General features: G+C 34.9%; 26 protein-coding genes and 4 tRNA genes. 25 read left to right on the top strand and 5 right to left on the bottom strand.

The window, feature by feature from the left end:
* The 3 genes from CJ739_RS13175 to CJ739_RS13190 all read left to right on the top strand — a co-directional run bounded on the left by CJ739_RS13175 (nucleotide 1) and on the right by CJ739_RS13190 (nucleotide 4,377).
* Nucleotides 1-1,236, top strand: a complete 1,236-nt coding sequence (locus CJ739_RS13175; protein WP_117176100.1) for an ABC transporter permease — start codon at nucleotides 1-3, stop codon at nucleotides 1,234-1,236.
* Nucleotides 1,237-2,119: 883 nt separating this feature from the next.
* On the top strand, nucleotides 2,120-3,886 hold the full coding sequence (locus CJ739_RS13185; protein WP_117176104.1) for a hypothetical protein: 1,767 nt from the start codon (nucleotides 2,120-2,122) through the stop codon (nucleotides 3,884-3,886).
* An 11-nt stretch (nucleotides 3,887-3,897) separates the two neighbouring features.
* Nucleotides 3,898-4,377 carry a hypothetical protein gene (locus CJ739_RS13190; RefSeq protein WP_117176106.1) on the top strand — a complete coding sequence of 160 codons (480 nt, stop codon included), beginning with the start codon at nucleotides 3,898-3,900 and terminating at the stop codon, nucleotides 4,375-4,377.
* Nucleotides 4,378-4,478: 101 nt separating this feature from the next.
* On the opposite strand, the gene CJ739_RS13195 is transcribed toward CJ739_RS13190, so the two are convergent.
* The gene (locus tag CJ739_RS13195) at nucleotides 4,479-4,682 is read right to left on the bottom strand and encodes a hypothetical protein (protein ID WP_117176108.1); all 204 of its coding nucleotides are present in this window, start codon (nucleotides 4,680-4,682) and stop codon (nucleotides 4,479-4,481) included.
* 176 nt (nucleotides 4,683-4,858) lie between these two features.
* Here CJ739_RS13195 and CJ739_RS13200 point away from each other — a divergent pair, with 176 nt between their 5' ends.
* The 9 genes from CJ739_RS13200 to CJ739_RS13240 all read left to right on the top strand — a co-directional run bounded on the left by CJ739_RS13200 (nucleotide 4,859) and on the right by CJ739_RS13240 (nucleotide 10,688).
* The gene (locus tag CJ739_RS13200) at nucleotides 4,859-5,071 is read left to right on the top strand and encodes a helix-turn-helix transcriptional regulator (protein WP_117178980.1); all 213 of its coding nucleotides are present in this window, start codon (nucleotides 4,859-4,861) and stop codon (nucleotides 5,069-5,071) included.
* A 149-nt stretch (nucleotides 5,072-5,220) separates the two neighbouring features.
* Complete coding sequence (locus CJ739_RS13205) at nucleotides 5,221-5,595, top strand: hypothetical protein (protein ID WP_162880216.1); 375 nt, start codon at nucleotides 5,221-5,223, stop codon at nucleotides 5,593-5,595.
* A gap of 205 nt (nucleotides 5,596-5,800) precedes the next feature.
* The gene (locus CJ739_RS13210; RefSeq protein ID WP_117176112.1) at nucleotides 5,801-6,289 is read left to right on the top strand and encodes a hypothetical protein; all 489 of its coding nucleotides are present in this window, start codon (nucleotides 5,801-5,803) and stop codon (nucleotides 6,287-6,289) included.
* A gap of 155 nt (nucleotides 6,290-6,444) precedes the next feature.
* Entirely contained in the window at nucleotides 6,445-7,080 is a 636-nt protein-coding gene (locus CJ739_RS13215; RefSeq protein ID WP_117176114.1) for a hypothetical protein, read from the top strand.
* A gap of 224 nt (nucleotides 7,081-7,304) precedes the next feature.
* Nucleotides 7,305-7,910 (top strand): hypothetical protein, encoded by a 606-nt coding sequence (locus tag CJ739_RS13220; RefSeq protein ID WP_117176116.1) that lies wholly within the window; start codon nucleotides 7,305-7,307, stop codon nucleotides 7,908-7,910.
* 135 nt (nucleotides 7,911-8,045) lie between these two features.
* Nucleotides 8,046-8,897 carry a methylated-DNA--[protein]-cysteine S-methyltransferase gene (locus CJ739_RS13225; RefSeq protein WP_117176118.1) on the top strand — a complete coding sequence of 284 codons (852 nt, stop codon included), beginning with the start codon at nucleotides 8,046-8,048 and terminating at the stop codon, nucleotides 8,895-8,897.
* A gap of 247 nt (nucleotides 8,898-9,144) precedes the next feature.
* The gene (locus CJ739_RS13230) at nucleotides 9,145-9,846 is read left to right on the top strand and encodes a 2OG-Fe(II) oxygenase (RefSeq protein ID WP_117176120.1); all 702 of its coding nucleotides are present in this window, start codon (nucleotides 9,145-9,147) and stop codon (nucleotides 9,844-9,846) included.
* Nucleotide 9,847: 1 nt separating this feature from the next.
* Nucleotides 9,848-10,093 (top strand): Ada metal-binding domain-containing protein, encoded by a 246-nt coding sequence (locus CJ739_RS13235; protein ID WP_117176122.1) that lies wholly within the window; start codon nucleotides 9,848-9,850, stop codon nucleotides 10,091-10,093.
* Entirely contained in the window at nucleotides 10,080-10,688 is a 609-nt protein-coding gene (locus CJ739_RS13240; RefSeq protein WP_117176124.1) for an alpha-ketoglutarate-dependent dioxygenase AlkB family protein, read from the top strand. Before CJ739_RS13235 ends, CJ739_RS13240 begins: the two co-directional genes overlap by 14 nt.
* Nucleotides 10,689-10,842: 154 nt before the next feature.
* Here CJ739_RS13240 and CJ739_RS13245 read toward each other — a convergent pair whose 3' ends face one another.
* The 4 genes from CJ739_RS13245 to CJ739_RS13260 form a co-directional block, all read right to left on the bottom strand.
* Nucleotides 10,843-11,844: an acyl-CoA dehydrogenase family protein gene (locus CJ739_RS13245; RefSeq protein WP_117178982.1), complete on the bottom strand. Its 1,002-nt coding sequence runs from the start codon at nucleotides 11,842-11,844 to the stop codon at nucleotides 10,843-10,845.
* A 384-nt stretch (nucleotides 11,845-12,228) separates the two neighbouring features.
* The gene (locus tag CJ739_RS13250; protein ID WP_117176126.1) at nucleotides 12,229-13,038 is read right to left on the bottom strand and encodes an amidohydrolase family protein; all 810 of its coding nucleotides are present in this window, start codon (nucleotides 13,036-13,038) and stop codon (nucleotides 12,229-12,231) included.
* A 164-nt stretch (nucleotides 13,039-13,202) separates the two neighbouring features.
* Nucleotides 13,203-15,296 (bottom strand): beta-galactosidase, encoded by a 2,094-nt coding sequence (locus CJ739_RS13255; protein ID WP_117176128.1) that lies wholly within the window; start codon nucleotides 15,294-15,296, stop codon nucleotides 13,203-13,205.
* 52 nt (nucleotides 15,297-15,348) lie between these two features.
* Nucleotides 15,349-15,744 carry a DUF2721 domain-containing protein gene (locus CJ739_RS13260; RefSeq protein ID WP_117176130.1) on the bottom strand — a complete coding sequence of 132 codons (396 nt, stop codon included), beginning with the start codon at nucleotides 15,742-15,744 and terminating at the stop codon, nucleotides 15,349-15,351.
* 82 nt (nucleotides 15,745-15,826) lie between these two features.
* On the opposite strand from CJ739_RS13260, the gene CJ739_RS13265 reads away from it, so the two are divergent.
* From CJ739_RS13265 to CJ739_RS13325, 13 genes are all read left to right on the top strand, one after another.
* The gene (locus CJ739_RS13265) at nucleotides 15,827-17,098 is read left to right on the top strand and encodes a DUF2851 family protein (RefSeq protein ID WP_117176132.1); all 1,272 of its coding nucleotides are present in this window, start codon (nucleotides 15,827-15,829) and stop codon (nucleotides 17,096-17,098) included.
* A 442-nt stretch (nucleotides 17,099-17,540) separates the two neighbouring features.
* The gene (locus CJ739_RS13270) at nucleotides 17,541-17,768 is read left to right on the top strand and encodes a PspC domain-containing protein (protein ID WP_117176134.1); all 228 of its coding nucleotides are present in this window, start codon (nucleotides 17,541-17,543) and stop codon (nucleotides 17,766-17,768) included.
* The gene (locus CJ739_RS13275) at nucleotides 17,765-18,784 is read left to right on the top strand and encodes a potassium channel family protein (protein WP_117176136.1); all 1,020 of its coding nucleotides are present in this window, start codon (nucleotides 17,765-17,767) and stop codon (nucleotides 18,782-18,784) included. Before CJ739_RS13270 ends, CJ739_RS13275 begins: the two co-directional genes overlap by 4 nt.
* Nucleotides 18,785-18,893: 109 nt before the next feature.
* Entirely contained in the window at nucleotides 18,894-20,573 is a 1,680-nt protein-coding gene (locus CJ739_RS13280) for an alanine/glycine:cation symporter family protein (protein ID WP_117176138.1), read from the top strand.
* Nucleotides 20,574-20,593: 20 nt separating this feature from the next.
* On the top strand, nucleotides 20,594-21,466 hold the full coding sequence (locus tag CJ739_RS13285; protein ID WP_117176140.1) for a ComEA family DNA-binding protein: 873 nt from the start codon (nucleotides 20,594-20,596) through the stop codon (nucleotides 21,464-21,466).
* 26 nt (nucleotides 21,467-21,492) lie between these two features.
* The gene (locus CJ739_RS13290; protein WP_117176142.1) at nucleotides 21,493-22,659 is read left to right on the top strand and encodes an acyl-CoA dehydrogenase family protein; all 1,167 of its coding nucleotides are present in this window, start codon (nucleotides 21,493-21,495) and stop codon (nucleotides 22,657-22,659) included.
* 85 nt (nucleotides 22,660-22,744) lie between these two features.
* Entirely contained in the window at nucleotides 22,745-22,939 is a 195-nt protein-coding gene (rpsU, locus tag CJ739_RS13295) for a 30S ribosomal protein S21 (protein ID WP_117176144.1), read from the top strand.
* Nucleotides 22,940-23,092: 153 nt separating this feature from the next.
* Complete coding sequence (locus tag CJ739_RS13300) at nucleotides 23,093-23,983, top strand: tyrosine-type recombinase/integrase (RefSeq protein ID WP_117176146.1); 891 nt, start codon at nucleotides 23,093-23,095, stop codon at nucleotides 23,981-23,983.
* A gap of 36 nt (nucleotides 23,984-24,019) precedes the next feature.
* Complete coding sequence (hpf, locus tag CJ739_RS13305; protein ID WP_117176148.1) at nucleotides 24,020-24,322, top strand: ribosome hibernation-promoting factor, HPF/YfiA family; 303 nt, start codon at nucleotides 24,020-24,022, stop codon at nucleotides 24,320-24,322.
* Between the two features lie 99 nt (nucleotides 24,323-24,421).
* Nucleotides 24,422-24,495, top strand: a tRNA-Thr gene (locus CJ739_RS13310).
* 187 nt (nucleotides 24,496-24,682) lie between these two features.
* A tRNA-Tyr gene (locus CJ739_RS13315) sits at nucleotides 24,683-24,764 on the top strand.
* Nucleotides 24,765-24,933: 169 nt separating this feature from the next.
* Nucleotides 24,934-25,006 (top strand) — tRNA-Gly (locus CJ739_RS13320).
* Between the two features lie 118 nt (nucleotides 25,007-25,124).
* A tRNA-Thr gene (locus CJ739_RS13325) sits at nucleotides 25,125-25,196 on the top strand.
* Nucleotides 25,197-25,222: the final 26 nt, after the last annotated feature.

Raw genomic sequence — 25,222 nt, forward strand, 5'->3', positions numbered from 1 at the left:
TTGAATTACGAGTTTTTTTTAGCTAAACGTATAATAGGCAGCAAAGCGTATAAAAGTAGTGTTTCGGCACCAATAATAAAAATTGGTATTGCAGCAATTACTATCGGTATGGTGGTGATGATGGTTGCCATAGCAACAGGTATCGGGCTTCAGCAAAAAATCCGTGATAAAGTCGTGGCGTTTAATGGGCATGTGACCATCTCCAATTACGATAGCAACAATTCGCAAGAAAGTTTATTCCCTATATCTAAAAAACAGGATTTTTACCCCGAATTTAAGTCGGTTGAAGGCGTGAAACACATTCAGGCCGTGGCTTCCAGATTTGGTGTTATTCGCACCGAAACCGATTTTGAAGCAGCCTACCTAAAAGGTGTGGGTGCCGATTATGACTGGGCATACTTTAAGGACTTTTTAGTTGAAGGGAAACTACCGGATTATACCAAAGATAGAAACGAAGATGTTTTAATCTCACAATATTTAGCCAATAGGCTCGGGTTTAAAGTAAACGATACCTTTCAAATGGTGTTCCCTAAAGAGGATGCCGAAAAGCTGCCCAACATCATTACCTATAAAATCACAGGTATTTACAATTCGGGGTTTCAGGAGTTGGATGCGCAATACCTTTTGGGTGATATTCGCCATATCCAGCGTATTAATCAATGGAACGACGATCAAATAGGCAATTTTGAGGTGTTTATAGACGATTACGACCAACTTCCCACAAAAGGCATCGAAATTTACCGAAGCACGCCATCAACGCTTAATACCCAAACCATCACCGAAAAATACGCCTCCGTTTTTGAGTGGATAAACATTTTCGATAAAAACATTTATGGGATTATTGGCATCATGATTTTGGTAGCCGGCATCAATATGATTACCGCATTACTGGTTTTAATCCTGGAACGCACCCAAATGATAGGCATTTTAAAAGCCTTGGGAAGCAACAATTGGAGCATCCGGAAATTGTTTTTATACAACGCCAGTTACCTCATTATACTAGGTCTTTTCTGGGGCAACCTGATAGGTTTAAGCCTGTTGTTTGCGCAAAAATATTTCAAGCTCTTCCCATTAGACCCCAGCGTATATTACGTCACCGAAGCCCCTGTTTACATAGGAGTGGGCTACATTGTGGCTTTAAACATAGGCACCATGCTCCTGTGTTTGCTCATGCTTTTGGTACCCTCGTACATCATCACCAAAATATCGCCGGTAAAAGCCATCCGCTTCGAATAATGTTTTGGGCGTTACCCTTGGGGGTCGCGCTATCCACTACTAGTTTTGGCTCGCTGCGCGTACTCGCCAAAAGCTATCCGTTTCTATCGCTAACGCAGCCCCAATGTCATTAAGTTAAGCTTGTTTATTCTAAATAAGTTAAGCCTGTTTATTCTAAATTGTCACATTGAGCTTGTCGAAATGCTTAACAAAAAAGGACTTGATGGAGGTTTCGACTGCATTCCTGACCCACTTCTCCTTAACTTAATGACATTGAATGTACCCCACATACAAAGACATTTTACAACCCTAAAACCTGTGTTTTTAGCAAAATTCTCGCAAAAAATCGATGAAATGCACATATTTGCCCCATACCTTGTTCGACATTCCTTCGAGGATTCTTCGGGAATCCTTCGTAAAATAGGGGTTTTTACGAACAATCCTCGAAGGAATGTCGAAGGAGACTCGAAGAAAGCCCTAAGAAACACCTAAAATGGGGTTGGAAACAACTTGAATATTATAAAGAAATGTTTGTAGATGTAAATCAGATTGGTGTTGCGAAGTGAAAAAAATAGGTAAAATTCGGTGCAAAAAAAAATCATTTTGCAGCCAATCGACAAAAGTTTAAACCAGTTCAATATTTGGATTGAGGTGAATTAATAGTTCTATTTTTTTATAAAATGGATTCAAGGGAGTCATTTTACAGTCGATGTTAGGATATAGTTCCTCTAAACAATAGAAGTTTATATTAAAACTATTGAATTTTATAATAAAAACATTACATTTATGTAGGGCAATTTATTGAAAAGTAATATATTGCATACATAAATAGTGTAGCTATAATTGTGTTGCTATTTATTGTGGTTGTACGAAGATTATTAACTAGGTTTTAACAACGGAACATATGAAAAACAAATTGAGAAAATTACTCAGGTTCGGACTTACATCATTTGCAATTGGACTATTACTTACCAATTGTGAAAAAGATAGCGCCCAAGAAGAAACCATTTCAGTTGATGAGCAAGAGCCAACCCTAACTCTCAAGCATTATTCAAAAACAAATATTGAAAAAAACACCAAGCTTGTTTCAAGGTTAAAGGAATTCAACAACGAACTCATTAAAAACAAATCAGCCAAACAGACAGGCAAAAACGTCTACAACAAAGAATACGACTTTACCATATATACAGATTCGGCCACATACATACAAAACGGCGATTACCATTCCTACACCTTTCCCATAATTCAGGGAGCTGACGAGAAAATAACCAATGTCATGTTCGAGCTGAACGACCAAAACGAATATGACGCCTATTTGGTAAATTACGATTATTCTGCAAATGAGTTAAAATATAAAGATTTTAAATCTTTATCAATGAAAACCTCTATCAAACCTTTAAATTTATCTTTCAGTTCGCTATTTTCAAAAACAAAAACAGCATATGTATGTGTTTATTCCTATGAATATGTTAGAACCGGATCCCATTTCACAAATGGTGATAGTAATTTAATTGAATTTGACTATGGTTGGGTACTAACCGCCGGACATTGCGAAACTGTTCTTTATTATGACGAAGATTATAAGGAATATCATGAAGGTAATACGGCTACCATAACTATTGGTGGAACTACTTATGGAGGCACTGGTGGCTCAACAACCTCACCTACGCCATCGCCTTTTGATAGTGAAGAACTGATAAAAATAGACATTGTTAAAAATAGATTAGGCTTGAACCATCCAGAAAGGTTATGGATTGATAAATGGGAAAATGGGCAGTATGCCTTTCAATTATATGATTTGCTTAAAATAAACTCATTTTCTGCCGAAGCTATAGAGTTTGGTAATAATGCTATTGAGGCTTTAATGGTCGGCCAAGAGTTTGATTTTATAGAATCCTTCCGATCTCCATTTAATGTTGATTTAAGTGGAGTTAAACCCGATGTTGACCCTAATACGACTGAGCGTGATAAAGAGGTTTTTATGAATGTTTATAATAAACTTATAGAAACTACAGAGTTTAAAAAGTTGTTTATCGATGTTTTTGGAGAAGATAGTAGGTTTACAGTTAAATTTGAAATTCAAGACAATTTACAATGTGGGGATGCGGAAAACCCAAATGGTTGTACGACTGCAATAATAGAATCGGTTGATGGTAATCCAACTAGCATTAAAAATAATTTAATAACAATTTCAATAGATAAAACCCATTTAGAAACATCTTCATTTATAGATATAGCTAAAACTATAATTCATGAAGCTATTCATGCAAACATAACCTTACTTCAGGTTAAGGATAAAAGTTTGGCATTACCTTTGACGTATAGTCATTCAGCAGATACGTTTGCATACATATTGAAAGAAAGATTTAATAATGATGATCACATTTTTATGGCTAACTATTATATACCAACTATGAGTGCAATTCTTAAATCAGTAATGCCATTGTTATATTCGCCAGAAAGAATACAGCAAATACTTGACAGAACTATAATTGATATGACTGGCTCTGGTTTAGGAGAATTGGAAAAATTTAATTTTGAACATTTTTACGAGCATTATCCTTGGTCTGGTTTGCATAAAACATCAGAATTTGCGGCTAATTTCGTCATTCAAAGAGATTATGCTTTATATATTGGCTATGTTCTCATAGCAAGAGAGTTTGGACATTAACTACCATAATTATGAATAAATCAATATTAAAAATAATTGTTTTTCTTATTAGTGGCTTAACATTGTACGCTCAAGATTTAGAGGCGGTTTTAAAAGCCGACACCATTTATGTTAACATAAATAAAGGTTTTTCTGTACATGAAAATAAAAGTAAAAAGTCTGTTCATCTTCCTTGTTTTTATTATTCCTATTATGATAATGATATAAAAGAAGGCATATCATTTTATACCTGTAAATGGCTTAACGAAGAGCCACCAGAAATAAAAATATTAAGCCCCTCTTTTCTGAGTGATAAAACAGTTATTGATTTAGATTTTATAAAAAGAGTAGACATTAAAATTATTTCAAGAAAATTTAGAAAAAAAATATTTTATGTCATAAAAGATATCGCTTGCAACAAAATAGAACTTACTGAAGCAGAATTTAACAGCACCTATAGCTCTGTAAACGATTATAAAAGAACTTATATTGAGGAAAAATCAAAAGAATAAATAAAAAAGTACTGCTTATAATCGAGTAGAAAGCCGCTCTCAAGCGGCTTTGTTTTTTGATTAGGCTCATGTGAAGTTGAAATTTGGGATCATCCAAACCATTACAATCCTGAGTTTCTCTTTGTTGGATGCATGGCTTGATGCTCTTTAAACTCCCCGATTTCGTCCTTTAAGGTTTTGTTGAGGTTTTGGAGCAGGTTGTTTTGGAATTTCATAATACCAATTAAATCGTGCATGGCGTTTAGGTTTTCTAATTGTTTGAAGACTATCTCTTCTAAATGGGCTTTGGTGTATCTTGTGCTCATAGTGCTTAATTTGATTTATATATTGTAATACAATACAAATATATACTATTTTATAATATTTCACAACATATTTTTATATTGTAATTTCGTATATTAATATAAAGCAGTTAAATACGGTACTAAATATATTACTAGGCCATATAAAAAAGCTTTAAAATGACTTATAAATGGTCAAAATGAACCGAATTAAAGACGTACTAAAAGAACAGGGGAGAACTCAAACATGGCTATCTGAACAACTTGGGAAAAGCTATGTAGTAGTAACAAACTATTGTAATAACAATGCACAGCCAAGCATTGAGGTACTCCGAAAAATTGCAAACATATTGAATGTTGATGTTAGAGTATTATTAGTTCCGACAAAAGATAATAATCTAGAAGACGAGTGAAAGGAAAACGTATGTTGCCACAACCCTGAGAAGTCTGTGATTTCGGGGCAATATAAAAGAAAAGCAAGCATATAAAAATGATATAACTACAATTGTGTTGTTGTTTGTTGTGGTTGTATGTTTGTTAGGCACAAGCTGAAAAAATGAACATGAAATACGAAATACCAAACTCATATAATTGGTTCGCGAAATTGAATCTGACTCAATTCATTCCATGGAATTTTGAAACGGAAATTAACCAGAATTCTTCAATAAACGAACGATTTAAAATTGAGTGCGAGCAAAACAGAGAAGTTCTAACCTTTGGACGAAGACAAGATATGGACACGTTTGTCGGATTTGAAATTGAGGATGGAAAAGTGACGGAAAATGTAATTGTTTTTCACCCATCTTTTGGGACAAATGTTAAAGGTTGGAATATAATCGAATCTGAACATTCAGACTTCTTTGATTTTATGCAAAAAAGAGTTTTGCCTGAAATGAAAGAATGGATTCCTGAAGATGATGTGAACGACTATATTTAAAAATAAAATCAGCTCTGGGAAGTCTGCGACTTTGTAGCAATATAAAAGAAAAGCAAGCATATATAAGAAACTACATTTTGCAATAAGGTGTTTAAATAGCTTATTAAAAAGTAATATATTGCATACGTAAATCGTATAACTACACTTGTATTGCTGTTTGTTGTGGTTGTATGGTTGTTGCGCCTAATTTGATAAACCACAACTAATGGGAATTTTAGAAACTTTCGGGTTTAAGAAAATATTGAACTTGACCGTAGATAAGGAAAAATCAAAATTCATTGAATTTTTGCAACAAAAAACCAAGCCGAATAGACTATTTTTCTTTGATATATTTGACCAAGAACAAAAGGAATTTTATGGAAAATTGAGTATGGAAAAGTTCTGGTTACGAAAAAAAAGTCAAAGCTTATTTCCTGAAAGTCCATTTGCAAGTGCGGAAGGAAAAATTAAAAGTTCTTCGAATAAAACTGAACTAGAAATAAAACTTATTGGATGGAATTGGTTCGTTCTTTTTTGGCTTTTGGGGATGTCATTAGTTTTTGCACTAGCATTAAATGATATAATCAGAACTGAATCATATGGTGTTCTTATAATTTTTGTGCCTGTTTATTTGATTTTATATTCGTTAGGAATATTTAAAATAAGAAAAGGAGTAAAAAAGTTGGAACATTATATAATAACTGAATTAAAATAAAAACGTGCTACAACAAGCTGGTAACCGTTGTACAAGCCAGCTCTGAAGTCGGTGACTTCATAACAATAAAAAAAAACAAGCATATAAAAATGATATAACTACCATTGTATTGCTGTTTGTTGTGGTGGTATGATTGTTGTTCTTAATAACCTAAAATGAATTACCAATACCAAAGAGGTTGTGAATGCGGAAATATAGATTCTTTAGAAGTCTCAAAAATTGAGGCTGCTTTCGAATTAAATTATCTATCATTTTCTAAGAGTGAGTGCTCAAAATGTGGTGAAAAAAAAATGTCATTTGGAAGCATCAATAGCCCAGAAATCGATAGAGAGTTATTAACCATATGGGCAGAAAACATCGATTATCTTTTTTGTCCACTAGATGAGGGTTTAACGCTTGCACAATACAAAGAAAATATAGATTTATATTTGGAATTTATAGATGATGAAATAATAAATGCTGAAAAGAAAAATGTTTTAATTGAAGCATTGTGCGTAATGATTTATGACAGAGTAGATAAAACGGATAAAGAAGATTTAGATATTATAAATAAAATTGCGACTGAATTAAAATTAAGGGAAAATCAAGTTCTATTTTCACAACATTGGATAATGGATTATATAAAAAAGGTATCATTTCCAATAATCGGAGTTGAATATAAGAACAGCTTAAGTTCAAAAGTAGATAAAGAAAATCATAAGGATTATTTGGAATCTATAATCAAGGAATCAATTGACAAGCGGAATTCTAAAAATAAACTTTGGGCTAAAATTAAAAACATTTGGAAATAAAATGACTATGCACAAACCAGATCTGAGAAATCCGTGACTTCATAGCAATATATAAGAAAAGTAAGCATATATAAGAAACTACATTTTACAATAAGGTGTCGTTTTTTTATTTTTAAATACCTTATTAAAAAGTAATATATTGCATACGTAAATCGTATAACTATAATTGTGTTGCTGTTTGTTGTGGTTGTATGGTTGTCAGGCACTATGTAAACCAATCATTCATGAATAGTCTTTTACCTTTTATTATTTCTTTCTTTTTGCCAGGAGTTGGACAGTTTCTCTTGAAAGACTTTAAAAAAGGAGGTGTCATTTTCTTGTCTAATAGTGTTCTGACCTATTTAGTTATAAAGGTTGGCTTCCTAGACCTTGTTCCCATATGGGCACCGCATATAATTTTTATGATTTGGGCTATTTTCGATATATACGACAAAATTGAGAATCGTGATGGAAAAAAATCAGCAACAAGATCCCTTGCATTTAGTCTACTCATAGTAGTTGTTTTGTTTCCTTTGACTTTGACCCTTTTTACAACTGGACTTTTTAAAGGAGCAGAATTCATTTCTAATGAATATATCAACGAGGATAGGACAAAAGCAGAAATGAATGAAATCTCAACTGAATTGGAACTTTATAAAAGTAATTATGAAGTATACCCAAAGAACTTCGAATCATTCATCGGACAAAAACCAATTTGGGGAAGTTGGAAAGCAGATAGTTGGAAAAATCCTTATAAGTACGAATTAATGGACTCTTTAAATTACAAATTAATTTCTGCTGGAAAGGATGGTATTTACTTTAATGAAGATGATATTATCAGAAGTAATTAAAAAAGCACAACCCTATAGGGTATAGCCAACTCTGACCAACTCCCATACTAACATCACCCGACAGACATAATTCAGCAAGTTTCGGATTTTATAACAGCGATTTAGTTCTGACATTTGCGACATAAATTCAGAACAATGAACGAGCAACAACAAATCAATTATCATAGAATTGCAGAAGCAATAGCGTACATAAAAGCCAACTTCAAAGAACAACCTAACCTTGACGAAATTGCGGAGCAAGTGCATTTAAGTCCGTTTCATTTTCAGCGTTTGTTTAGCGAATGGGCAGGAACGACACCCAAAAAGTTTTTGCAATACATTAGCATTGAACACGCCAAAAAATTATTGACCGACCAACAAGCTACACTTTTTGACACCGCTTTTGAAACAGGACTTTCAGGTACGGGACGATTGCACGACCTTTTTATCAACATTGAGGGAATGACACCAGCCGAATACAAAAACGGTGGAAAAAATCTTTCCGTCAATTACAGTTTTGCAGAAAGTCCTTTTGGAAACCTGATTGTTGCTTCTACGCAAAAAGGTGTTTGCTATATGGCGTTTGACGATGACGAAAGCCATGCATTAAACGGTTTAAAGCAAAAATTTCCCAATGCCATGTTCCAAAGGACATTGGATTTGATACAGCAACATGCGTTATTCATTTTTCAAAACGAATGGAGCAAATTACCCGAAATAAAATTGCATTTAAAAGGCACAAATTTTCAACTGAAAGTTTGGGAAACACTTTTGAAAATCCCAATGGGGCAACTTTCTACTTACGGCACTATTGCTGGACAAATTGGCAACGCAAACGCTTCCAGGGCCGTTGGAACGGCTATCGGAAGCAATCCTGTCGCATTTCTTATTCCTTGTCATCGGGTTATTCAATCATCGGGGAACATTGGCGGTTATATGTGGGGCAACACACGGAAAACCGCCATCATTGGTTGGGAAAGTGCAAAAACCGACATGTTGGAAATGTAGCAAGATTCGGGTTTTGAAATGGATGCAGGCACAAGAACTTTGTATCAAATTTAAAATCTAAAAAATAAACATTTATTTTAATTCACGGCTCGCGGCATAGACCATGCTGTAACGCCTTTTATACAACAAAAAATGTTAGAAGAAACACCTTGCGAAAAAGTGTACCAGATGCATACAAGTCATTCACCATTCTTTAGCCAGTCCAAAGAATTGTGTGATATTTTTTTAAAAATTGCTGCTTTTTAAAATGGAAAAAATAAACGCAATAGATTGGAATGTTATTACTGATGACATGCACCAAAACGGTTTTGCCGTGCTTCCCAATATGTTGTCAGACCAACAATGTGAAGCATTGAAAGCAGCATATAACAACCCAACGTCTTACAGGAAAACGGTAGTAATGGAACGCTACCGTTTTGGGTTGGGCGAATACAAATATTTCAATTATCCGTTGCCCGATAGTATTCAACGAATAAGGACAGCCATCTATCCGAAACTTGCTCCTATTGCCAATATGTGGTTTAAAGCGTTGAATATTGACAAACAATTTCCTTTGGAACACGTAGAATTATTGCAACAATGCCACGCCAACAATCAGCAAAAAGCAACTGTTTTGATTTTGAAATATGGCAAAGGTGGTTTCAATACATTGCATCAGGATTTATACGGCGATGTTTATTTTCCCATTCAAACCGTTTTGTTTCTGAACGAACCCGACAAAGATTTTACAGGCGGAGAATTTATATTGACACAGCAAATTCCAAGGGCACAATCCAAAGCGATTGTATTGAAACCAAAGAAAGGCGATATGCTGATTTTTACAACCAACTTCAAACCCGAAAAAGGAACAAAAGGTTATTATCGGGTGAAAATGAAACACGGTGTTAGCGAAGTTAAAAGCGGAGAACGCTACACGTTGGGAATTATTTTTCACGATGCGTTAAGTTAGAATGATACAGCATAGCGAAATTTCAGATGACGATTTACGGAGTGAAATCAAACAGCAGAAAATTAGTTTTGGAGGTAATAATAAATTGAAAATTTACGGAACTTTGTCTTGTACATCGGGCAAGAAAATGAAACGGGAAAACAGGGTTTTCTTTCTGACGGAAAAAGAAGCCATCACAAACAGTTTCCGCCCTTGCGGACATTGTATGAAACAAAAATATCAGAAATGGAAGCATGAAACTATTTGACGACATCACGGACAAAGCAAAAAATTGGTTGCCACAAGACGGAACGGTCAATTATTATGGAAAACTTTTGACGACAGAACAAGCAGACTTTTATCTGAACAAACTATTGGAAACGATTGAATGGCGAAATGACGAAGCGATTATCTTCGGAAAGAAAATCATTACCAAACGCAAAGTAGCGTGGTATGGCGAGAAACCTTTTGAATACACGTATTCCAACACAACAAAATATGCCTTGTCGTGGACAAAGGAATTATTGGACTTGAAAACATTGATAGAAAAAGAAACAGGCGAAACGTTTAATTCCTGTTTGCTCAACTTGTATCACAACGGAGAAGAAGGAATGGCGTGGCACAGTGACGGAGAAACAGACTTGAAAAAAGACGGAGCAATCGGCTCACTAAGTTTCGGGGCAGAACGGAAATTTGCTTTCAAACACAAACAGACCAAAGAAAAAGTAGAATTGATTTTAGAACACGGAAGCCTTTTAGTAATGAAAGACATAACCCAAACACATTGGTTACACAGACTTCCACCAACTAAAAAAGTAACGACACCGAGAGTAAACTTGACATTCAGGACAATCATTAATTAAACTGACCGAAAGACAAAAGAGCCGCCGCCAGGCCCTGAGAAGTTTGCGACTTCCTAGCAATATAAAAGAAAGGTATAATACAAATAGGTAACTTTGAACAGTAATCAGGTAAAAAAAACAATCCCTCAATTTTATATTTAAACAAAAGTAGTTTCTATCTTCCAGAAAAATTATGGTGTTGCGTTGCCGTAAAATAATCCCTAAATATTCTATTTAAAACGTGCTGATCACTACAAGCCTTAACACCCAAAAGGGGATAGATATTTAAAATAGCCTTAGAAATTTCTTTAACCGAAGCCGAAGCTGTTGCGTGTATGGTTTCAATATATGCTTCAGTAATTACTGTGTCGCTAGTGGTGAGTAATTCAATGTGTTCGGCAAATTTATAAAGTTGTTGGTTGGTTTTAAGGAGTACAGAATAAAACGGTTCTAATGTTTCGTGCTCTAAAATTGTGGCGGCTTCTTCCAGATAATGTTCTGCCATACCTAAATAATTCACCCAAAGTGTGAGGTCGGCAAACACCGAAAAAGGAATCTTAAAAATAGGCTGTGGTAAATAAAAGGTATTGTAAACAAAGGCATATTTAGAGGAAACCACAGCAGAGTTGACCTGAAACGAATGGGTTGCCGTTGCCTTTAAGCCCATGGCGCCCCGGTTTTCTATAATACTAACCGCTTCTTTTGGAATCACAAAGGAATACACTAATGGGGTACCATCGTCATTCAGCACAACATCACCATCGGCTATAATTTTGGCATTCAATGTAAAATGGGTGAGGTAAGGGGCACCCGTGGCATAATGCCATTCCCCGGAAATACTGTAAGTATCGCCCTGTTGTTCCGCCGTTCCAAAAACACCACCACTCCCTCCAAAACACACGCTTTTTTTTGGTGATAAAAAAATTTCGGAGCGGGTTTCGGGTTGTAGATTACCAATAAAATAGTTGGCGCCACTGCAAAGTGTTACTGTCCAACCCAAACTACCATCTGTTTTTGCCAAGCCTTGAAGTTTCTGCAAACCTTCGGTAAGCGATAATTCCAATCCATTATAAGCTTTAGGAACCCAAATGTTCCAAAGGTTGTTTTTGGTAATCCATGCCAATACTTCAGACGTAAAGACGGGAGCTTCCAATAGACTAGATTGTTTTATATGCATTTCTTGGTTCATTTAAAAACGTGAGTTCGATTTAAAAACAATTCTATATTAAGGATAAACCCCACTATTAATGGAGGTTGTCACCTTGAGCGCAGTCGAAAGGTTTTAAGACCGATAACTTATATAGGTTTCGACTGCGCTCAACCTGACATAAAAGGCTAAGTAGCTTATTTTAAGTTAAACACATTCTTGAGTATATCGAATTCACGTTAAAATTGAGTAACTTTTTCATTGTTAAACATGGTTATCCGATAAAACTTTCTGTCAAGCTGAGCTTGTCGAAGCTATTCTATTTTCTATAGTCTATTTTCTTTATTCTATATTCTTTTAGCAAAGCGGTCTTGAATCTTATCGAACACTAATGATTGTGTATGGTGAAAACAATCAAAGTTTTGTAACGTCAATCTTAAATAATTCGGCGGCATTTTTCCAAAGAATCAATTCCTTTTTTTCTTCGGGAAGTTCTAATTGATTCATAAATTTTAAATAAGATTTCATGTTCGAAATAGGCCAGTCGGTACCATATAGCAAGTATTTGGGGTCGCCGGCATAGGTGATCATTTCTTCAATTTCTTTCTTCATAAACCGTTCAAACTTATCGGAGAAATCGCCTAACACCAATCCGGAAATATCGGCATGTACATTTTTGTTTTTGTAAACCACTTCCATACAGTCTTTTATCCAAGGATTTCCAACATGGCAAATGACAATTTTTAAATCGGGGTAATCAACAGCTAAATCGTCTATATGCAAAGGATGTGAGTATTTTATTTTCCCTGTTGGGGCATACGTATCACCAGAATGGAACATCACTGGTACATCAAACTCGATGGCCATATCGTACACCACTTTCAGTCGAATATCATTAGGGTAAAACGGTTCGTAACCAGGATAGAACTTTAAACCTTTAATAAGTCCCATGTCCAGATACTCGCTTATTTCTTTTAAATCACGATAATTATAATTTAGATAGCTAATACCCGCAATGACCCCAAGATTATGTCGTCCGCTAATGGCTTCTACCACTTTTTTGGTACTTGGTCTGTGTTCGTTTACTTTATAAGACGAAAGCACCAACGAATAATCCACCTTGTTTTCTAACATCGTATCGGTTAGTTTGTTAAGGCAATCTTCTAAAGAGATGACTCTGTCTTCATGGTAGTTGTTAATATGTGTGTGAACGTCAATAATCATGGTGTGAAAGGGGTTTTATTATAAAAGTTATTAGTACATGAGAAAAATCCAAATATGTTCAGATGTCAGTCTGAGCGCAGTCGAAGACATTGGAAATATTATTTTAATAGCATTTCGACTGTACTCAATGTGACATTCTTCAATTTTTGTCATGTACTAATGTTTTAATATTTCCAAACCAATACATCAGCGGTTTTCATGGCTTTTGTTCCAATTAAAATAGTGGCGTTTGCAGGAAGTTCCATGGTGTAAACCTTATCGGAATAATTTACTGCAATACCAAAACCATCACGGTATTCAACCATAATGCCTTCTGGGTAGTTTTCAATAGGAATGTGTTGCTGTTGGTATAATTGCGTTAATACTTGTTTCTCAAGACCGCCATTTTTTGAATCCACTCCAATATAGGTGACGGTGCCTTTACCTAATTTGCGAGACACCACAGCTGGCGTGCCTGCATAAAAATTGTTTTGGAAGCGTGCCCAAGTCTCCGTTTCTTTATTGGGTTTTAATAAATCGCCCCAGCTTACCCATTCAAATTCTTGATTGTTGAATGTAATTTTACCAGGAGCATGTGGCATTAACAAATCATACGATTCAATTTCTGCACCAATTAATTGCCACATAGGTTCGTAAAATTTGGCTTCCCAAAGATGCCCTTTTCTATTTTGAATTCCCGAACGGCAACTTAACACCAAATGCCCACCGTTTTTGGCATAGTTGGTTAACTTGTCAATCATTTGTTGGTCAATCATCTGGTAAGCAGGTGCTATTAAAACCGGATAGTTTGAAAAATTGGTGGAATCCCTAACAAAATCTACAGGAGCTCCAAAGGATTTTACGGCTTTATAATATTTTAGAAAGTGCGCTTCAGTATTCCATTCTGTGGTTTGTTTATTCAAATTGATGCCCATCACATTATCGGCATTGAACAAAATACCTGTTTTACGTTTTATATACGATTCTGGTAAGGTTGCCTTGGCATCATATTTTTTTCGTAGGGTGTTGATTTCACTCATAAACTGACTGAATTCTTTACCACCTGTGGTTTGCGTAACGCCATCGGGTCCCACAATGCCGTAGTGGTATTGCTCGTACCCATACAGCGGTGCACGGTAGCGGTAGGTACAGGTAAATTTACTGCCACCAGCAAATACATGCCATAGCCACATACGCATAGCACCAGGTAATGGTTGCGGATTGATACTTCCCCAATTTACTTGTCCGGGTTGTAATTCCATAACGCCGTACATGCCTTTTAAGGGTCTAAAAAAGTCGTTGGACATGGAAATACGCGAATACTCACCAACCCGATAGCCTTGGGAACCAATACCTAAATCGCTACCATAAACCATATAACGTGTGTAACAATCAAAATCCAATGCTTTGCTCATGCCCACATAACCCACATGGTACATGGGAATATAATTGGAGGTTATCCATTGGTTTTTAGAGGCATATTTGCGAATTTCAAGAGCTTGCTCGTCTAAAAACGACGCGGTTTCATGATCGGCAAATCGGTAATGGTCCAATTGCGAGTGTAAATTCATGCCCCATTGTCTGTGAAGAGGCAGGTTAATTTCATCAAAACTGCTGTATGTGCCACTCCAAAAATTATTTCCCCATGCTTCATTTAAAACATCAATGGTTTTGTATTTGTCTTTTAACCACTCCCGATAACGTTGTAATGCATCGTTACCATAATCAAGAAAACGACGCGGTTCGTTGTCTATTTGCCAACCTATAACACGTTTGTCGTTACCGTATTTTTTTGCCAGTTCCGCAATCATTTTCATGGAATAGCTGCGGTAGTAATTGTTTGAAAAGCTTGCGTGCTGGCGCGAACCATGGTCCATTTTAGAGCCATCTTCATCGGTAGCAAGAATGTCGGGATGTTTGCGAACCAACCAAACTGGAGGTGTTGCGGTAGAAGTACACATGATGACTTTTAATTTATATTTGGCAGCAAGTTCTAAAGCGGTGTCCAACCATTTAAAATCATATCTGCCTTCTTCGGGTTCTAATTGTGCCCAGGCAAATTCGCCAAAGTGGGTAAATTCATAGCCCATTTCAGCAATATTTTTTAAATCGCGTTCCCATTGGTCAGGATGCCAATGTTCGGGGTAGTAATAAACACCTACGGTTGTTAGGTCTTTAGCTGGAAAAAAGTGTTCGAACTGTTGTGCCAAACAGTTTATGCTTAGCAGTATCACAAAAGCAATAAGGAGCGTTTTTGTTGGTTTGATTTTAAATGTCATGGTGTTCTACTTGGTTTTTTTATTTTTTTATTTGTAATATATTGATTTTTAGTTATTTTTCTTCAATATCATTAATATGATGTTCTAAAGCTTTTACGGATATTTGAATTTCGATAATTAGTAATACTAATGATATAATTAATAAAATAAGAGCCATGCCAAATACCCAAATGGCCAGTGTTTGCTGCTGTATATAAATTAAAAACATGGTTAACACACACAGCAATAAACTTGAAATACCAAAAATTTGCATAGAGCGCGTTAAGTACAAGCGTTGTTTGATATTTTTTATTTGAGCAATTAAAACCTTGTCTTTGTTCTTTTTATACTTGCTATGTAAATCCCTAATAACCGCTGCGTAAGCTAAAAACCTATTGGTATAAGCTAGCATTATTAATGATATTGCCGAAAACAGAACAGCAGGTGTGGTAAGCGTTAAATCTTCCATTTTATAAGAATTTAACCAAATTTAGAAACTTTAAAGTTTTTATGGGTATATTTTGCTTTAAAATATTTTTTACTTTAGGAGCATGCAAGAAGATTTTATACACTATATCTGGAAACATAAAAAAATTGATCTAAATAAATTGAAAACGACCCAAGGAGAAGCTGTTTTAGTAACTTCGGTGGGGCAGCATAACTTTAATTCAGGGCCTGATTTTTTTAATGCGCAACTTAAAATAGGAAATCAGCTTTGGGCGGGCAATGTGGAAATCCATATCAAAGCATCCGATTGGTTTTTACACAACCACGAACAGGACAAAGCCTATGATAACGTTATCTTACATGTGGTTTGGGAACATGATACCGATGTGTTCAGAAGTGATAATACGGTTATTCCAACGTTGCAACTCAAGGAATTCACGAGTAAGGATGTTTTAAATAATTACGAAAAACTCTTTTCAAAAAATGGTAAATGGATTAATTGTGAGAATGATTTTGCATCGGTTGACGATTTTGTTTTAAGCAATTGGTTGGAACGCTTGTACTTTGAAAGATTGGAACGTAAGTCAGGAACGATTCAAAACCTTTTAAAAGAAACAAAAAACGATTGGGAAGCCGTGTTTTTTATAATGTTGGCTAAAAATTTCGGACTCAAGGTCAATGGTGAATCGTTTTATAGTATAGCTAAGTCCATCGATTTTGCCGTAGTTCGGAAATCCCAAGCAAGTCAACAAACTTTAGAAGCGTTGTTATTTGGTCAAGCCGGTCTGTTGGAGCAAGATGTTGAAAACGCCTATTATTTAGAATTGGTTGAAGCCTATCAATTTTTAAAGCACAAGTTTAAATTGGAAAACAATGCGGTATTGCCCTTGCAGTTTTTTAGATTGCGTCCACCAAATTTTCCAACGATTAGACTCTCGCAATTGGCAAGTTTATATTATGAACATAAAACCCTATTTTCAAATGTTATTGAAGCTGAAAATTTAGAGGATTTTTATAAGCTGTTTAAAGTGTCGGCTGCATCGTTTTGGAATTCACATTACACGTTTCAAAAAACATCTAAAACGTCATCAAAAAAGCTGACCAAATCGTTTATAGATTTATTACTAATCAACACCGTGTTGCCTATTAAATTCTGTTACGCAAAAGAAAAAGGGCAGGAGGTAGATTCGGTAATTTTGAAAATAGCTTCAGATATTGCTTCAGAAAAGAACAGTATTGTAGACGCTTTTAATAATTTAGCAAAAGTTTCAAATGCATCGTTACAATCCCAAGCACTCATTCAGCTTAAAAATGAATACTGTGATAAAAACAAATGTTTGCAATGCGCCATTGGCAATTCATTAATAAACGGTTGAAAGGTTAAAAAGTTATAAGGTTAAACGGTTAAAAAGTTAATAGCTTATAAACAAATCAACGCATAAACATTTAAAACATTTAACATTAAAACCTGTAAACTAAATTTTAGTATTAGTATGTGACTAAAACTGAAGAGTGTCACATTGAGTATTATCGTTGAGTATTATCGAAAATGAAAATATATTTTATTTGAAGATAAAAGTGCAGCTTGCGAGGGGTTTATGAAAGTTGGGAATTTAGTTAGGTCTCGACTTTAGTTTATCTTGAGCGAAGACGAAAGGCTCGACCTGACATTAGTGCACAAACAAACAGATATAAATAAAGGTTATATCGACTTTACGAACTAAGCCGTTAACAACTTATAAACGAATAAACAAATCAACGCATAAACATTTAAAACATTTAACTTTAAAACTTGTAAACTAAATATTAAATTGCAGTATGAACGGAATATATAGACCATTATTATTTTTTCAGAAACACGGCTATTACGTGTGTCAGCGTATTGCAGAGCGTTTAGGCATTAGGGCAAAAGTTGTGCGGACATCTTTCATGTATTTAACTTTTGTAACGCTTGGTTTTGGGTTTGCTTTGTACTTGTTTTTGGCATTTTGGATGCGCATTAAAGATTTAGTTTATACCAAACGATCTTCAGTTTTCGATTTATGAATCCGCTTATTAAGTTTTTTAAAACCAAAATTTATACAGCCATTTTTTTACTGGTTGTTATATTGTCAATTGGTGTTTTAGGGTATAGGTTTATTTCAAATTATTCATGGATTGATGCCGTTTACATGACGGTAATAACATTGACTACCGTTGGTTTTGGCGAGGTAATACCATTGGATTACAATTCTAAAATTTTTACCATATTTTTAATATTAGCCAGTGTTGTAATAATGGGTTATGCACTTTCTATAATAACTGAATATATTTTAAGTAAAAACAATTTTGAAGAATTAAAATATAAAAAGATGCAAAAAGATATTAATAGTTTAAAAAACCATGTGGTTATTTGTGGTTATGGAAGAAATGGTAAACAAGCAGCAATAAAACTGTTAACGCATAAAAAATCGTTTGTTGTCATTGAAAAGGATAGAGATCTGGAAGAACGTTTGAGGTTAGACAATGTTCCATATATCATAGGAAACGCTAACGAAGACGAGGTGCTCATGCAAGCAGGAGTAGACCGTGCTTCCAACTTTATTTCGGCGTTACCTAATGATGCAGATAATTTGTTTGTGGTACTTTCAACAAGACAAATTAATAAAAACATCCATATTATTAGTCGAGCATCAAATGAATCGTCTTATGATAAATTAAAGTTTGCAGGCGCCAACAACGTTATTTTGCCCGATAAAATTGGCGGGGACCACATGGCGTCTTTAGTAGTTGTGCCAGGCTTAATGGAGTTTTTGGACAACCTTTCCATTGTTGGAAAATCAAGCATCAATGTTGAAGAAGTAGCTGTAGAAAAGCTATTTAGTAAGCAAAAAGTAAAAACCATCAGGGATTTAGACCTTCGTAAAAAAACAGGCTGTACCGTAATAGGTTATAAAGACGAAAATGGGGAATATACTGTAAATCCGGAAGCGGAGTTAGAGTTGGCACCACATTCTAAAATCATTGTTTTAGGAAGGCCAGAACAAATAAAAGCACTAAACTCAACTTACAACATTAAGTGATGGATCCCCGATTTTAACAGCCAATGTTTTAAAAAATCATTTTTTTTTAGCATCTTGCCGACTTTTACTGAGAATCTTTTAAAAAAAACAACTAAATCCAATCTTTCTTATGAAGAAATATCTTCTTTCAACTTTCACTTTATTATTACCATTTTTAACAATCGCACAAGAAGTAACAGAAAAAGGGCTCGATGAAAAAGTAAATGATGCCTTCATGCCTTTTGCAAATTGGTGGGAAGGTTTTATTTTGACTAAAGTTCCCATTGGAGAATATCAAATTCCTTTTGTTGTGCTTCTTTTGGTTCTAGGAGCCTCATTTTTTACCATCTACTTCAAGTTTCCTAGTATTACCAAATTCTGGACGGCCATAAGTACCGTAAGGGGTAAGTATGTTGATATTGAAAAACATGGTGTTGCTAAACTTTATAATAGTGATGAAGCATTGGCGGTCGAAGACATTCCGAATACCATAAGAGATGAAAGTGCTCATGGAGAAGTGTCGCACTTTCAGGCATTGGCAACGGCTGTTTCCGGAACTGTTGGCCTTGGAAATATCGCAGGAGTTGCAGTGGCAATAGGAATGGGTGGACCAGGAGCTACTTTTTGGATGATTGTGTGTGGGTTGTTAGGAATGTCGACCAAATTTGTGGAATGTACCCTCGGGGTAAAATATAGAGATGTAGGTAAAGATGGCACTATTTATGGGGGGCCTATGTATTATTTATCTAAAGGGATGAAGGAAATCGGTCTTGGGAGATTTGGAAAAATATTAGGGATTCTATTTGCTCTTCTTTGTGTAGGGGCGTCGTTTGGTGGTGGTAATGCATTTCAATCAAATCAAGCAGCTGTACAAATAAGTACCTTGTTCAATTTAGAAGGCGGATCCAATGGTGTTATTATAGGCATTCTATTGGCTTTTTTAGTTGGTATTGTTATTATAGGTGGTATAAAACGTATTGCTAAAATCACCGAGAAAATCGTGCCTTTTATGGCAGGCCTTTATATTTTGGCAGCATTGGTTATTATATTTGCTAATATCAGTGATATTGGGTTGGCATTTTCATTAATTATTGACGGGGCATTTTCACCTATGGCAGGTCTTGGTGGACTTATGGGTGTATTGATTGTAGGGTTTCAAAGAGCGGCTTTTTCTAACGAAGCAGGAGCAGGTTCTGCAGCTATAGCCCACTCTGCGGTACGTACAAAATATCCAGCATCCGAAGGTGTTGTGGCACTTTTAGAGCCATTTATTGATACCGTTGTCATTTGTACTATGACTGCTTTGGTTATTATTTTCTTTAACATTAATGGCGCAGAACCACAAGCCATATTTGATTATACGGCGCAACATGGAAGTAGTGTGATTTTAAAATCAACCGGATTGCCAATTAGCGGTGTCGATTTAACGTCTTTGGCATTTGATTCGGTCATTCCCCATTTCTCATATGTATTAACCATAGCTATTGTATTGTTTGCCTTTTCAACCATGATTTCTTGGTCTTACTATGGTTTGCAATCATGGAAATATTTATTTGGAAAAGGTAAAAAAGCCGATATGGCTTATAAAATATTATTCTTGTTTTTTGTAGTAGTTGGTGCGGCTGCAACTTTGGATGCCGTTATTAAATTCTCTGATGCCATGATTTTGGCATTGGTATTCCCTAACATGATAGGTTTGTTGTTCTTATTTCCTAAAGTAAAACAAGAAATGAAACGCTACTTGGACGCTATTTCAATTAAAAAAGAAGCTATTCAAGAAGGTGCAGAGGACATTACCAAGCACATGTAAAACATTAATTAGAGTAGTATATGAAATCCCATTTCACGTTTTCTAAAAATCAGCGAAATGGGATTTTTATTTTAATTCTGCTCATCATTATTCTGCAATGCATTGGTTTTTATATGGATTTTTCTTCTGAAAAAATTGATGTCAACAAAACCGAACTTTTAAAATTTCAAAATGAAATAGACGCGCTTCGTTTGGCAAAAATAGAAGAAAGAAAACCAAAGATATATGCTTTCAATCCCAATTATATAACGGATTACAAAGGAGCAACTTTAGGAATGACGAATGAAGAAATTGATAGATTGCTTGCTTTTAGAAAACAGAATAATTGGATTAATTCCGTGAAGCAATTCCAAGAAGTCACCAAAATATCAGACTCTCTTTTAGAAGCAATTTCACCCTATTTTAAATTTCCGGATTGGGTAACGAATCCACTTCCTAAACCAGAATATAAAGAAGCATATAGTAATAATAAACCAAAAACATTTCAACAAAAGCAGGACTTAAACAAAGTAACAGCACAAGAGTTGCAAAATATAAACGGTATTGGCGAAGTGCTTTCCGAGAGGATAATAAAGTTTAGGAATAAATTTCCAGGCGGGTTTATTGATAATGTACAATTACAAGATGTGTATGGGTTAACACCAGAAACCATTCAGCGAATCAATGAAGAGTTTGCTGTAAAAACACCACGACTTATAAAGAAAATAGTGCTGAATAAAGCAACTGTAGACGAGTTGGTTACCATTCAACATATCGATTATAATTTGGCATTTGATATTGTTGAAGAACGCCAGTTGCGGGAAGGTTATAAATCGTTCGAAGAATTAAAAAAAGTAAAAGACTTTCCTATAAATAAAATCGATATAATTAAATTATATTTGTTGCTTGATTGAAAAAAAGCATAAAAAAGAAAGCATAAATGAACAGTATGTACTTCACGGAAGAGCATCATCTTTTTAGAAAAAGCCTTCAGGATTTTTTACAAAAAGAAGTCGTTCCACTTATTGAAACTTGGGAACAAACAGGGGTTATCGATAAATTCATTTGGAAAAAGTTTGGAGATATGGGCTTTTTCGGGATTAATTATCCCGAAGCTTATGGCGGTTTAAATTTAGATTTATTTTATACTGTTATCCTTTTAGAAGAGCTACAAAAAATAAATTCAGGTGGTTTTGCAGCAGCTGTTTGGGCACATGCATATTTGGCCATGACGCATCTTAATACCGAGGGAAGTGAAGCCATCAAACAAAAGTATTTAACGCCAAGTATTGCTGGTGATAAAATAGGATGTTTATGCATTACAGAACCTTTTGGTGGTAGTGATGTGGCGGGAATGCGAACGACGGCTGTTAAAAGCGGAGACCATTATATCTTGAATGGTTCCAAAACATTTATTACCAATGGTGTATATAGCGATTATTTGATAGTAGCAGCAAAAACCAACCCAGATTTAGGAAATAAAGGCATTAGTATTTTTGTTATTGACAGAGAATCGGCTGGCCTATCGGCAACCAAATTAAACAAGTTGGGTTGGCGTGCATCCGATACGGGTGAAATAGCTTTTGATAATGTTCAAGTGCCAGTTGCTAATTTAATGGGTGAAGAAAATAAAGGCTTCTCTTATATTGTAGAACACTTTTCTTTAGAGCGTTTGATAATGGGAATTAATGCCCATGCCCGTGCAGAATTTGCTTTGGAGTATGCATTGCAATACATGTCCGATCGTATGGCTTTTGGTAAATCCATTGATAAATTTCAGGCTTTAAGACATACTATTGCCGATTTATACACCGACATGGAAATCTGTAAAGAGTTCAATTATGTGGTAGCATATAAATTGAACAAAGGTGAATATGTTGTAAAACAAGCCACCATGTCTAAACTTAAGTCAACAAAAATGGCCGATGAGGTTATTTACCAATGTTTACAGTTTTTAGGTGGTTATGGTTATATGGAAGATTACCCCATGGCAAGACTGTTTAGAGACAGTAGGTTAGGACCTATTGGTGGAGGAACATCAGAGATTTTAAGAGAGATTTTAGCAAAGATTATCATCGATAAAAAAGAATATAAACCAACAACGTAAAAAAATTCAGAATTCAGAATTCAGAATTCAGAATTATTTTTATATTTGCACCCTGAAATTCTAAAAGAGAGGAGGTTAAGACACTATGTTAATAATACCAATTAAAGAAGGAGAAAATATAGATAGAGCGCTAAAGCGTTTTAAAAGAAAGTTTGATAAAACTGGAACTAAACGTCAGTTGCAAGCACGTAAACAATTTACAAAGCCATCTGTAGAACGTAGAGCGCAAATACAAAAAGCACAATACATTCAAGGTTTAAGAGATGCAGAAGATATATAATTTCTGTTCTCATATATAAATTAAGATCCCGCTATAGGCGGGATTTTTTTTGCTCATAATTTATGAATATAAAGTTGCGTTCTAAACTTTAAACTTTTAACTTTAATAAATCAAAAAGTCTAATAATCTAACAATCTAACAATCTACAAAAAGATGCCTTTCAAATCGTTTACAGATTATCTACTGTTGGAAAAAAACTATTCAGCACTCACAGTAAAGGCGTATCAAAACGATTTAGACACTTTTTTGGAATTCATTAAACTAGAATACCAAACCGACTCTGTTAATCAAGTTAATTATGTTCAAATCCGCACATGGATTGTTTCATTGGTGGAAAGTGGTTTGTCCAACCGAAGCATCAACAGAAAAGTTTCAGCATTAAATACCTATTATAAATTTCTTCTAAAAACAAGTACCATTCAGGTAAACCCATTAATAAAACATAAAGCCTTAAAAACACGTAAAAAAATTCAAATTCCATTTTCGGAAGCTGAAGTGTCAACCGTTTTGGATGATTTTAATTTTGAAAATGATTTTGAAGGGATTCGTGATAAGTTAATCATCGAATTATTTTATTCAACAGGCATAAGAAGAATTGAGTTGGTAGAGCTGAAACTGTTGAGTTTTAATTTAGATAACAAAACGTTAAAAGTGCTAGGAAAAAGAAATAAGGAGCGTATGATTCCGTTATTAGAATCAGTGATAATCACCTTAAATTTATATTTGAAAGAACGAAGTCAGTTGTCGAGTATTATAGATAGTGATCATTTATTTTTAACCCAAAAAGGAGTTAAAATATATGAAACACTTGTCTACAGAATAATAAATGATTATTTTAGTAATGCATCTAGTAAAGTAAAAAAGAGTCCGCATATATTAAGACATTCTTTTGCAACTCATTTGCTTAACCAAGGTGCAGATTTAAATGCTGTTAAAGAACTTCTTGGGCATTCAAGTTTGGCAGCGACTCAGGTTTATACCCATAACAGTATAGCAGAGTTAAAAAAGGTGCATGTGAATTCACATCCAAGAAGTAAAAAGTAAAATGTATAATTATTGTCTAACCTAAATTTCATTAGTATGAAAGTAAACATGCAATCAGTTAATTTTAATGCAGATAAAAAATTAATAAATTTCATTCAAAAGCGAATGGATAAATTAGATACTTTTTATGATAAAGTCATTCAATCGGATGTTTTTTTAAAAGTAGAAAACACAAGTGATAAGGAAAATAAAATATTTGAAGCAAGGGTTAGTGTGCCAGGAGATAGTTTTGTTGTAAAAAAACAATGCAAAAGCTTTGAAGAAGGTGCAGATATGGCAGCATCATCACTAGAAAGACAATTAAAAAAGAGAAAAGAAAAATTAAGAGCACATTTATGATAAAATTTCTTAAAAAATGTTTTGAATAAAAAAATAAATCTATACATTTGCAGTCCGTTAGAAATAGCGGACTTTTTTTATGCATAAAAAGTATAAAAAGCCGATGTAGCTCAGCTGGCTAGAGCAGCTGATTTGTAATCAGCAGGTCGTGGGTTCGAGTCCCTCCATCGGCTCTTGAAATTTTGAAATGGCATCAGGAAATTGATTAAGGCTATTGGATTTGCCGAAAGTTAATGGGACGAGAAGTTTATCCTGAGCTAAGTCGAAGGGAGTCCCTCCATCGGCTCAGAAAAAATAAAAAAAGCGAAGTGTAAAAAGTTCGTTTTTTAAGTTCTTTAAAAAGAGTGAAATAAGTTAATTGGGGAGATACTCAAGCGGCCAACGAGGGCAGACTGTAAATCTGCTGACTTAGTCTTCGCAGGTTCGAATCCTGCTCTCCCCACAAGCAATTTTTAATAAGGAGTTGTCAAAAGCTCGCTTTTGTAAAACTGCGTTTAAAAACTGTTTGGATTGGGTCACCAATCCAGGAACACCGAACAAATGTGAGGTAATCCTATAAAAACATGAACTTTGAAATATTGAAACTATACAAGTGGAAAGCTTGTTAAATTGCGGGAGTAGCTCAGTTGGTAGAGCGTCAGCCTTCCAAGCTGAATGTCGCCGGTTCGAACCCGGTCTCCCGCTCTAAAATTCCTGCGAAGGCAGGAATCTCATTTCAAAATTGTTTTGGAGAGAGGATGTAAAAACTTATGAGTTTTAGTTTAAGCCTAAAATCTTAAACTTGAAACCAGCAATTAAAACCGCCGGTGTAGCTCAGGGGTAGAGCGTTTCCTTGGTAAGGAAGAGGTCACGAGTTCAATTCTCGTCATTGGCTCTATTATTGAAAAGATTAGAACACAC

Source organism: Mariniflexile sp. TRM1-10 (assembly GCF_003425985.1).
GTDB lineage: Bacteria > Bacteroidota > Bacteroidia > Flavobacteriales > Flavobacteriaceae > Mariniflexile.

What these genes read in the sequence shown, in the direction of transcription:
- CJ739_RS13185 (WP_117176104.1), top strand. Translation starts at nt 2,120, where the DNA reads ATGAAAAACAAATTGAGAAAATTACTCAGGTTCGGACTTACATCATTT.
- CJ739_RS13190 (WP_117176106.1), top strand. Translation starts at nt 3,898, where the DNA reads ATGAATAAATCAATATTAAAAATAATTGTTTTTCTTATTAGTGGCTTA.
- CJ739_RS13195 (WP_117176108.1), bottom strand. Translation starts at nt 4,682, where the DNA reads ATGAGCACAAGATACACCAAAGCCCATTTAGAAGAGATAGTCTTCAAA.
- CJ739_RS13200 (WP_117178980.1), top strand. Translation starts at nt 4,859, where the DNA reads ATGAACCGAATTAAAGACGTACTAAAAGAACAGGGGAGAACTCAAACA.
- CJ739_RS13205 (WP_162880216.1), top strand. Translation starts at nt 5,221, where the DNA reads ATGAAATACGAAATACCAAACTCATATAATTGGTTCGCGAAATTGAAT.
- CJ739_RS13210 (WP_117176112.1), top strand. Translation starts at nt 5,801, where the DNA reads ATGGGAATTTTAGAAACTTTCGGGTTTAAGAAAATATTGAACTTGACC.
- CJ739_RS13215 (WP_117176114.1), top strand. Translation starts at nt 6,445, where the DNA reads ATGAATTACCAATACCAAAGAGGTTGTGAATGCGGAAATATAGATTCT.
- CJ739_RS13220 (WP_117176116.1), top strand. Translation starts at nt 7,305, where the DNA reads ATGAATAGTCTTTTACCTTTTATTATTTCTTTCTTTTTGCCAGGAGTT.
- CJ739_RS13225 (WP_117176118.1), top strand. Translation starts at nt 8,046, where the DNA reads ATGAACGAGCAACAACAAATCAATTATCATAGAATTGCAGAAGCAATA.
- CJ739_RS13230 (WP_117176120.1), top strand. Translation starts at nt 9,145, where the DNA reads ATGGAAAAAATAAACGCAATAGATTGGAATGTTATTACTGATGACATG.
- CJ739_RS13235 (WP_117176122.1), top strand. Translation starts at nt 9,848, where the DNA reads ATGATACAGCATAGCGAAATTTCAGATGACGATTTACGGAGTGAAATC.
- CJ739_RS13240 (WP_117176124.1), top strand. Translation starts at nt 10,080, where the DNA reads ATGAAACTATTTGACGACATCACGGACAAAGCAAAAAATTGGTTGCCA.
- CJ739_RS13245 (WP_117178982.1), bottom strand. Translation starts at nt 11,844, where the DNA reads ATGCATATAAAACAATCTAGTCTATTGGAAGCTCCCGTCTTTACGTCT.
- CJ739_RS13250 (WP_117176126.1), bottom strand. Translation starts at nt 13,038, where the DNA reads ATGATTATTGACGTTCACACACATATTAACAACTACCATGAAGACAGA.
- CJ739_RS13255 (WP_117176128.1), bottom strand. Translation starts at nt 15,296, where the DNA reads ATGACATTTAAAATCAAACCAACAAAAACGCTCCTTATTGCTTTTGTG.
- CJ739_RS13260 (WP_117176130.1), bottom strand. Translation starts at nt 15,744, where the DNA reads ATGGAAGATTTAACGCTTACCACACCTGCTGTTCTGTTTTCGGCAATA.
- CJ739_RS13265 (WP_117176132.1), top strand. Translation starts at nt 15,827, where the DNA reads ATGCAAGAAGATTTTATACACTATATCTGGAAACATAAAAAAATTGAT.
- CJ739_RS13270 (WP_117176134.1), top strand. Translation starts at nt 17,541, where the DNA reads ATGAACGGAATATATAGACCATTATTATTTTTTCAGAAACACGGCTAT.
- CJ739_RS13275 (WP_117176136.1), top strand. Translation starts at nt 17,765, where the DNA reads ATGAATCCGCTTATTAAGTTTTTTAAAACCAAAATTTATACAGCCATT.
- CJ739_RS13280 (WP_117176138.1), top strand. Translation starts at nt 18,894, where the DNA reads ATGAAGAAATATCTTCTTTCAACTTTCACTTTATTATTACCATTTTTA.
- CJ739_RS13285 (WP_117176140.1), top strand. Translation starts at nt 20,594, where the DNA reads ATGAAATCCCATTTCACGTTTTCTAAAAATCAGCGAAATGGGATTTTT.
- CJ739_RS13290 (WP_117176142.1), top strand. Translation starts at nt 21,493, where the DNA reads ATGAACAGTATGTACTTCACGGAAGAGCATCATCTTTTTAGAAAAAGC.
- rpsU (WP_117176144.1), top strand. Translation starts at nt 22,745, where the DNA reads ATGTTAATAATACCAATTAAAGAAGGAGAAAATATAGATAGAGCGCTA.
- CJ739_RS13300 (WP_117176146.1), top strand. Translation starts at nt 23,093, where the DNA reads ATGCCTTTCAAATCGTTTACAGATTATCTACTGTTGGAAAAAAACTAT.
- hpf (WP_117176148.1), top strand. Translation starts at nt 24,020, where the DNA reads ATGAAAGTAAACATGCAATCAGTTAATTTTAATGCAGATAAAAAATTA.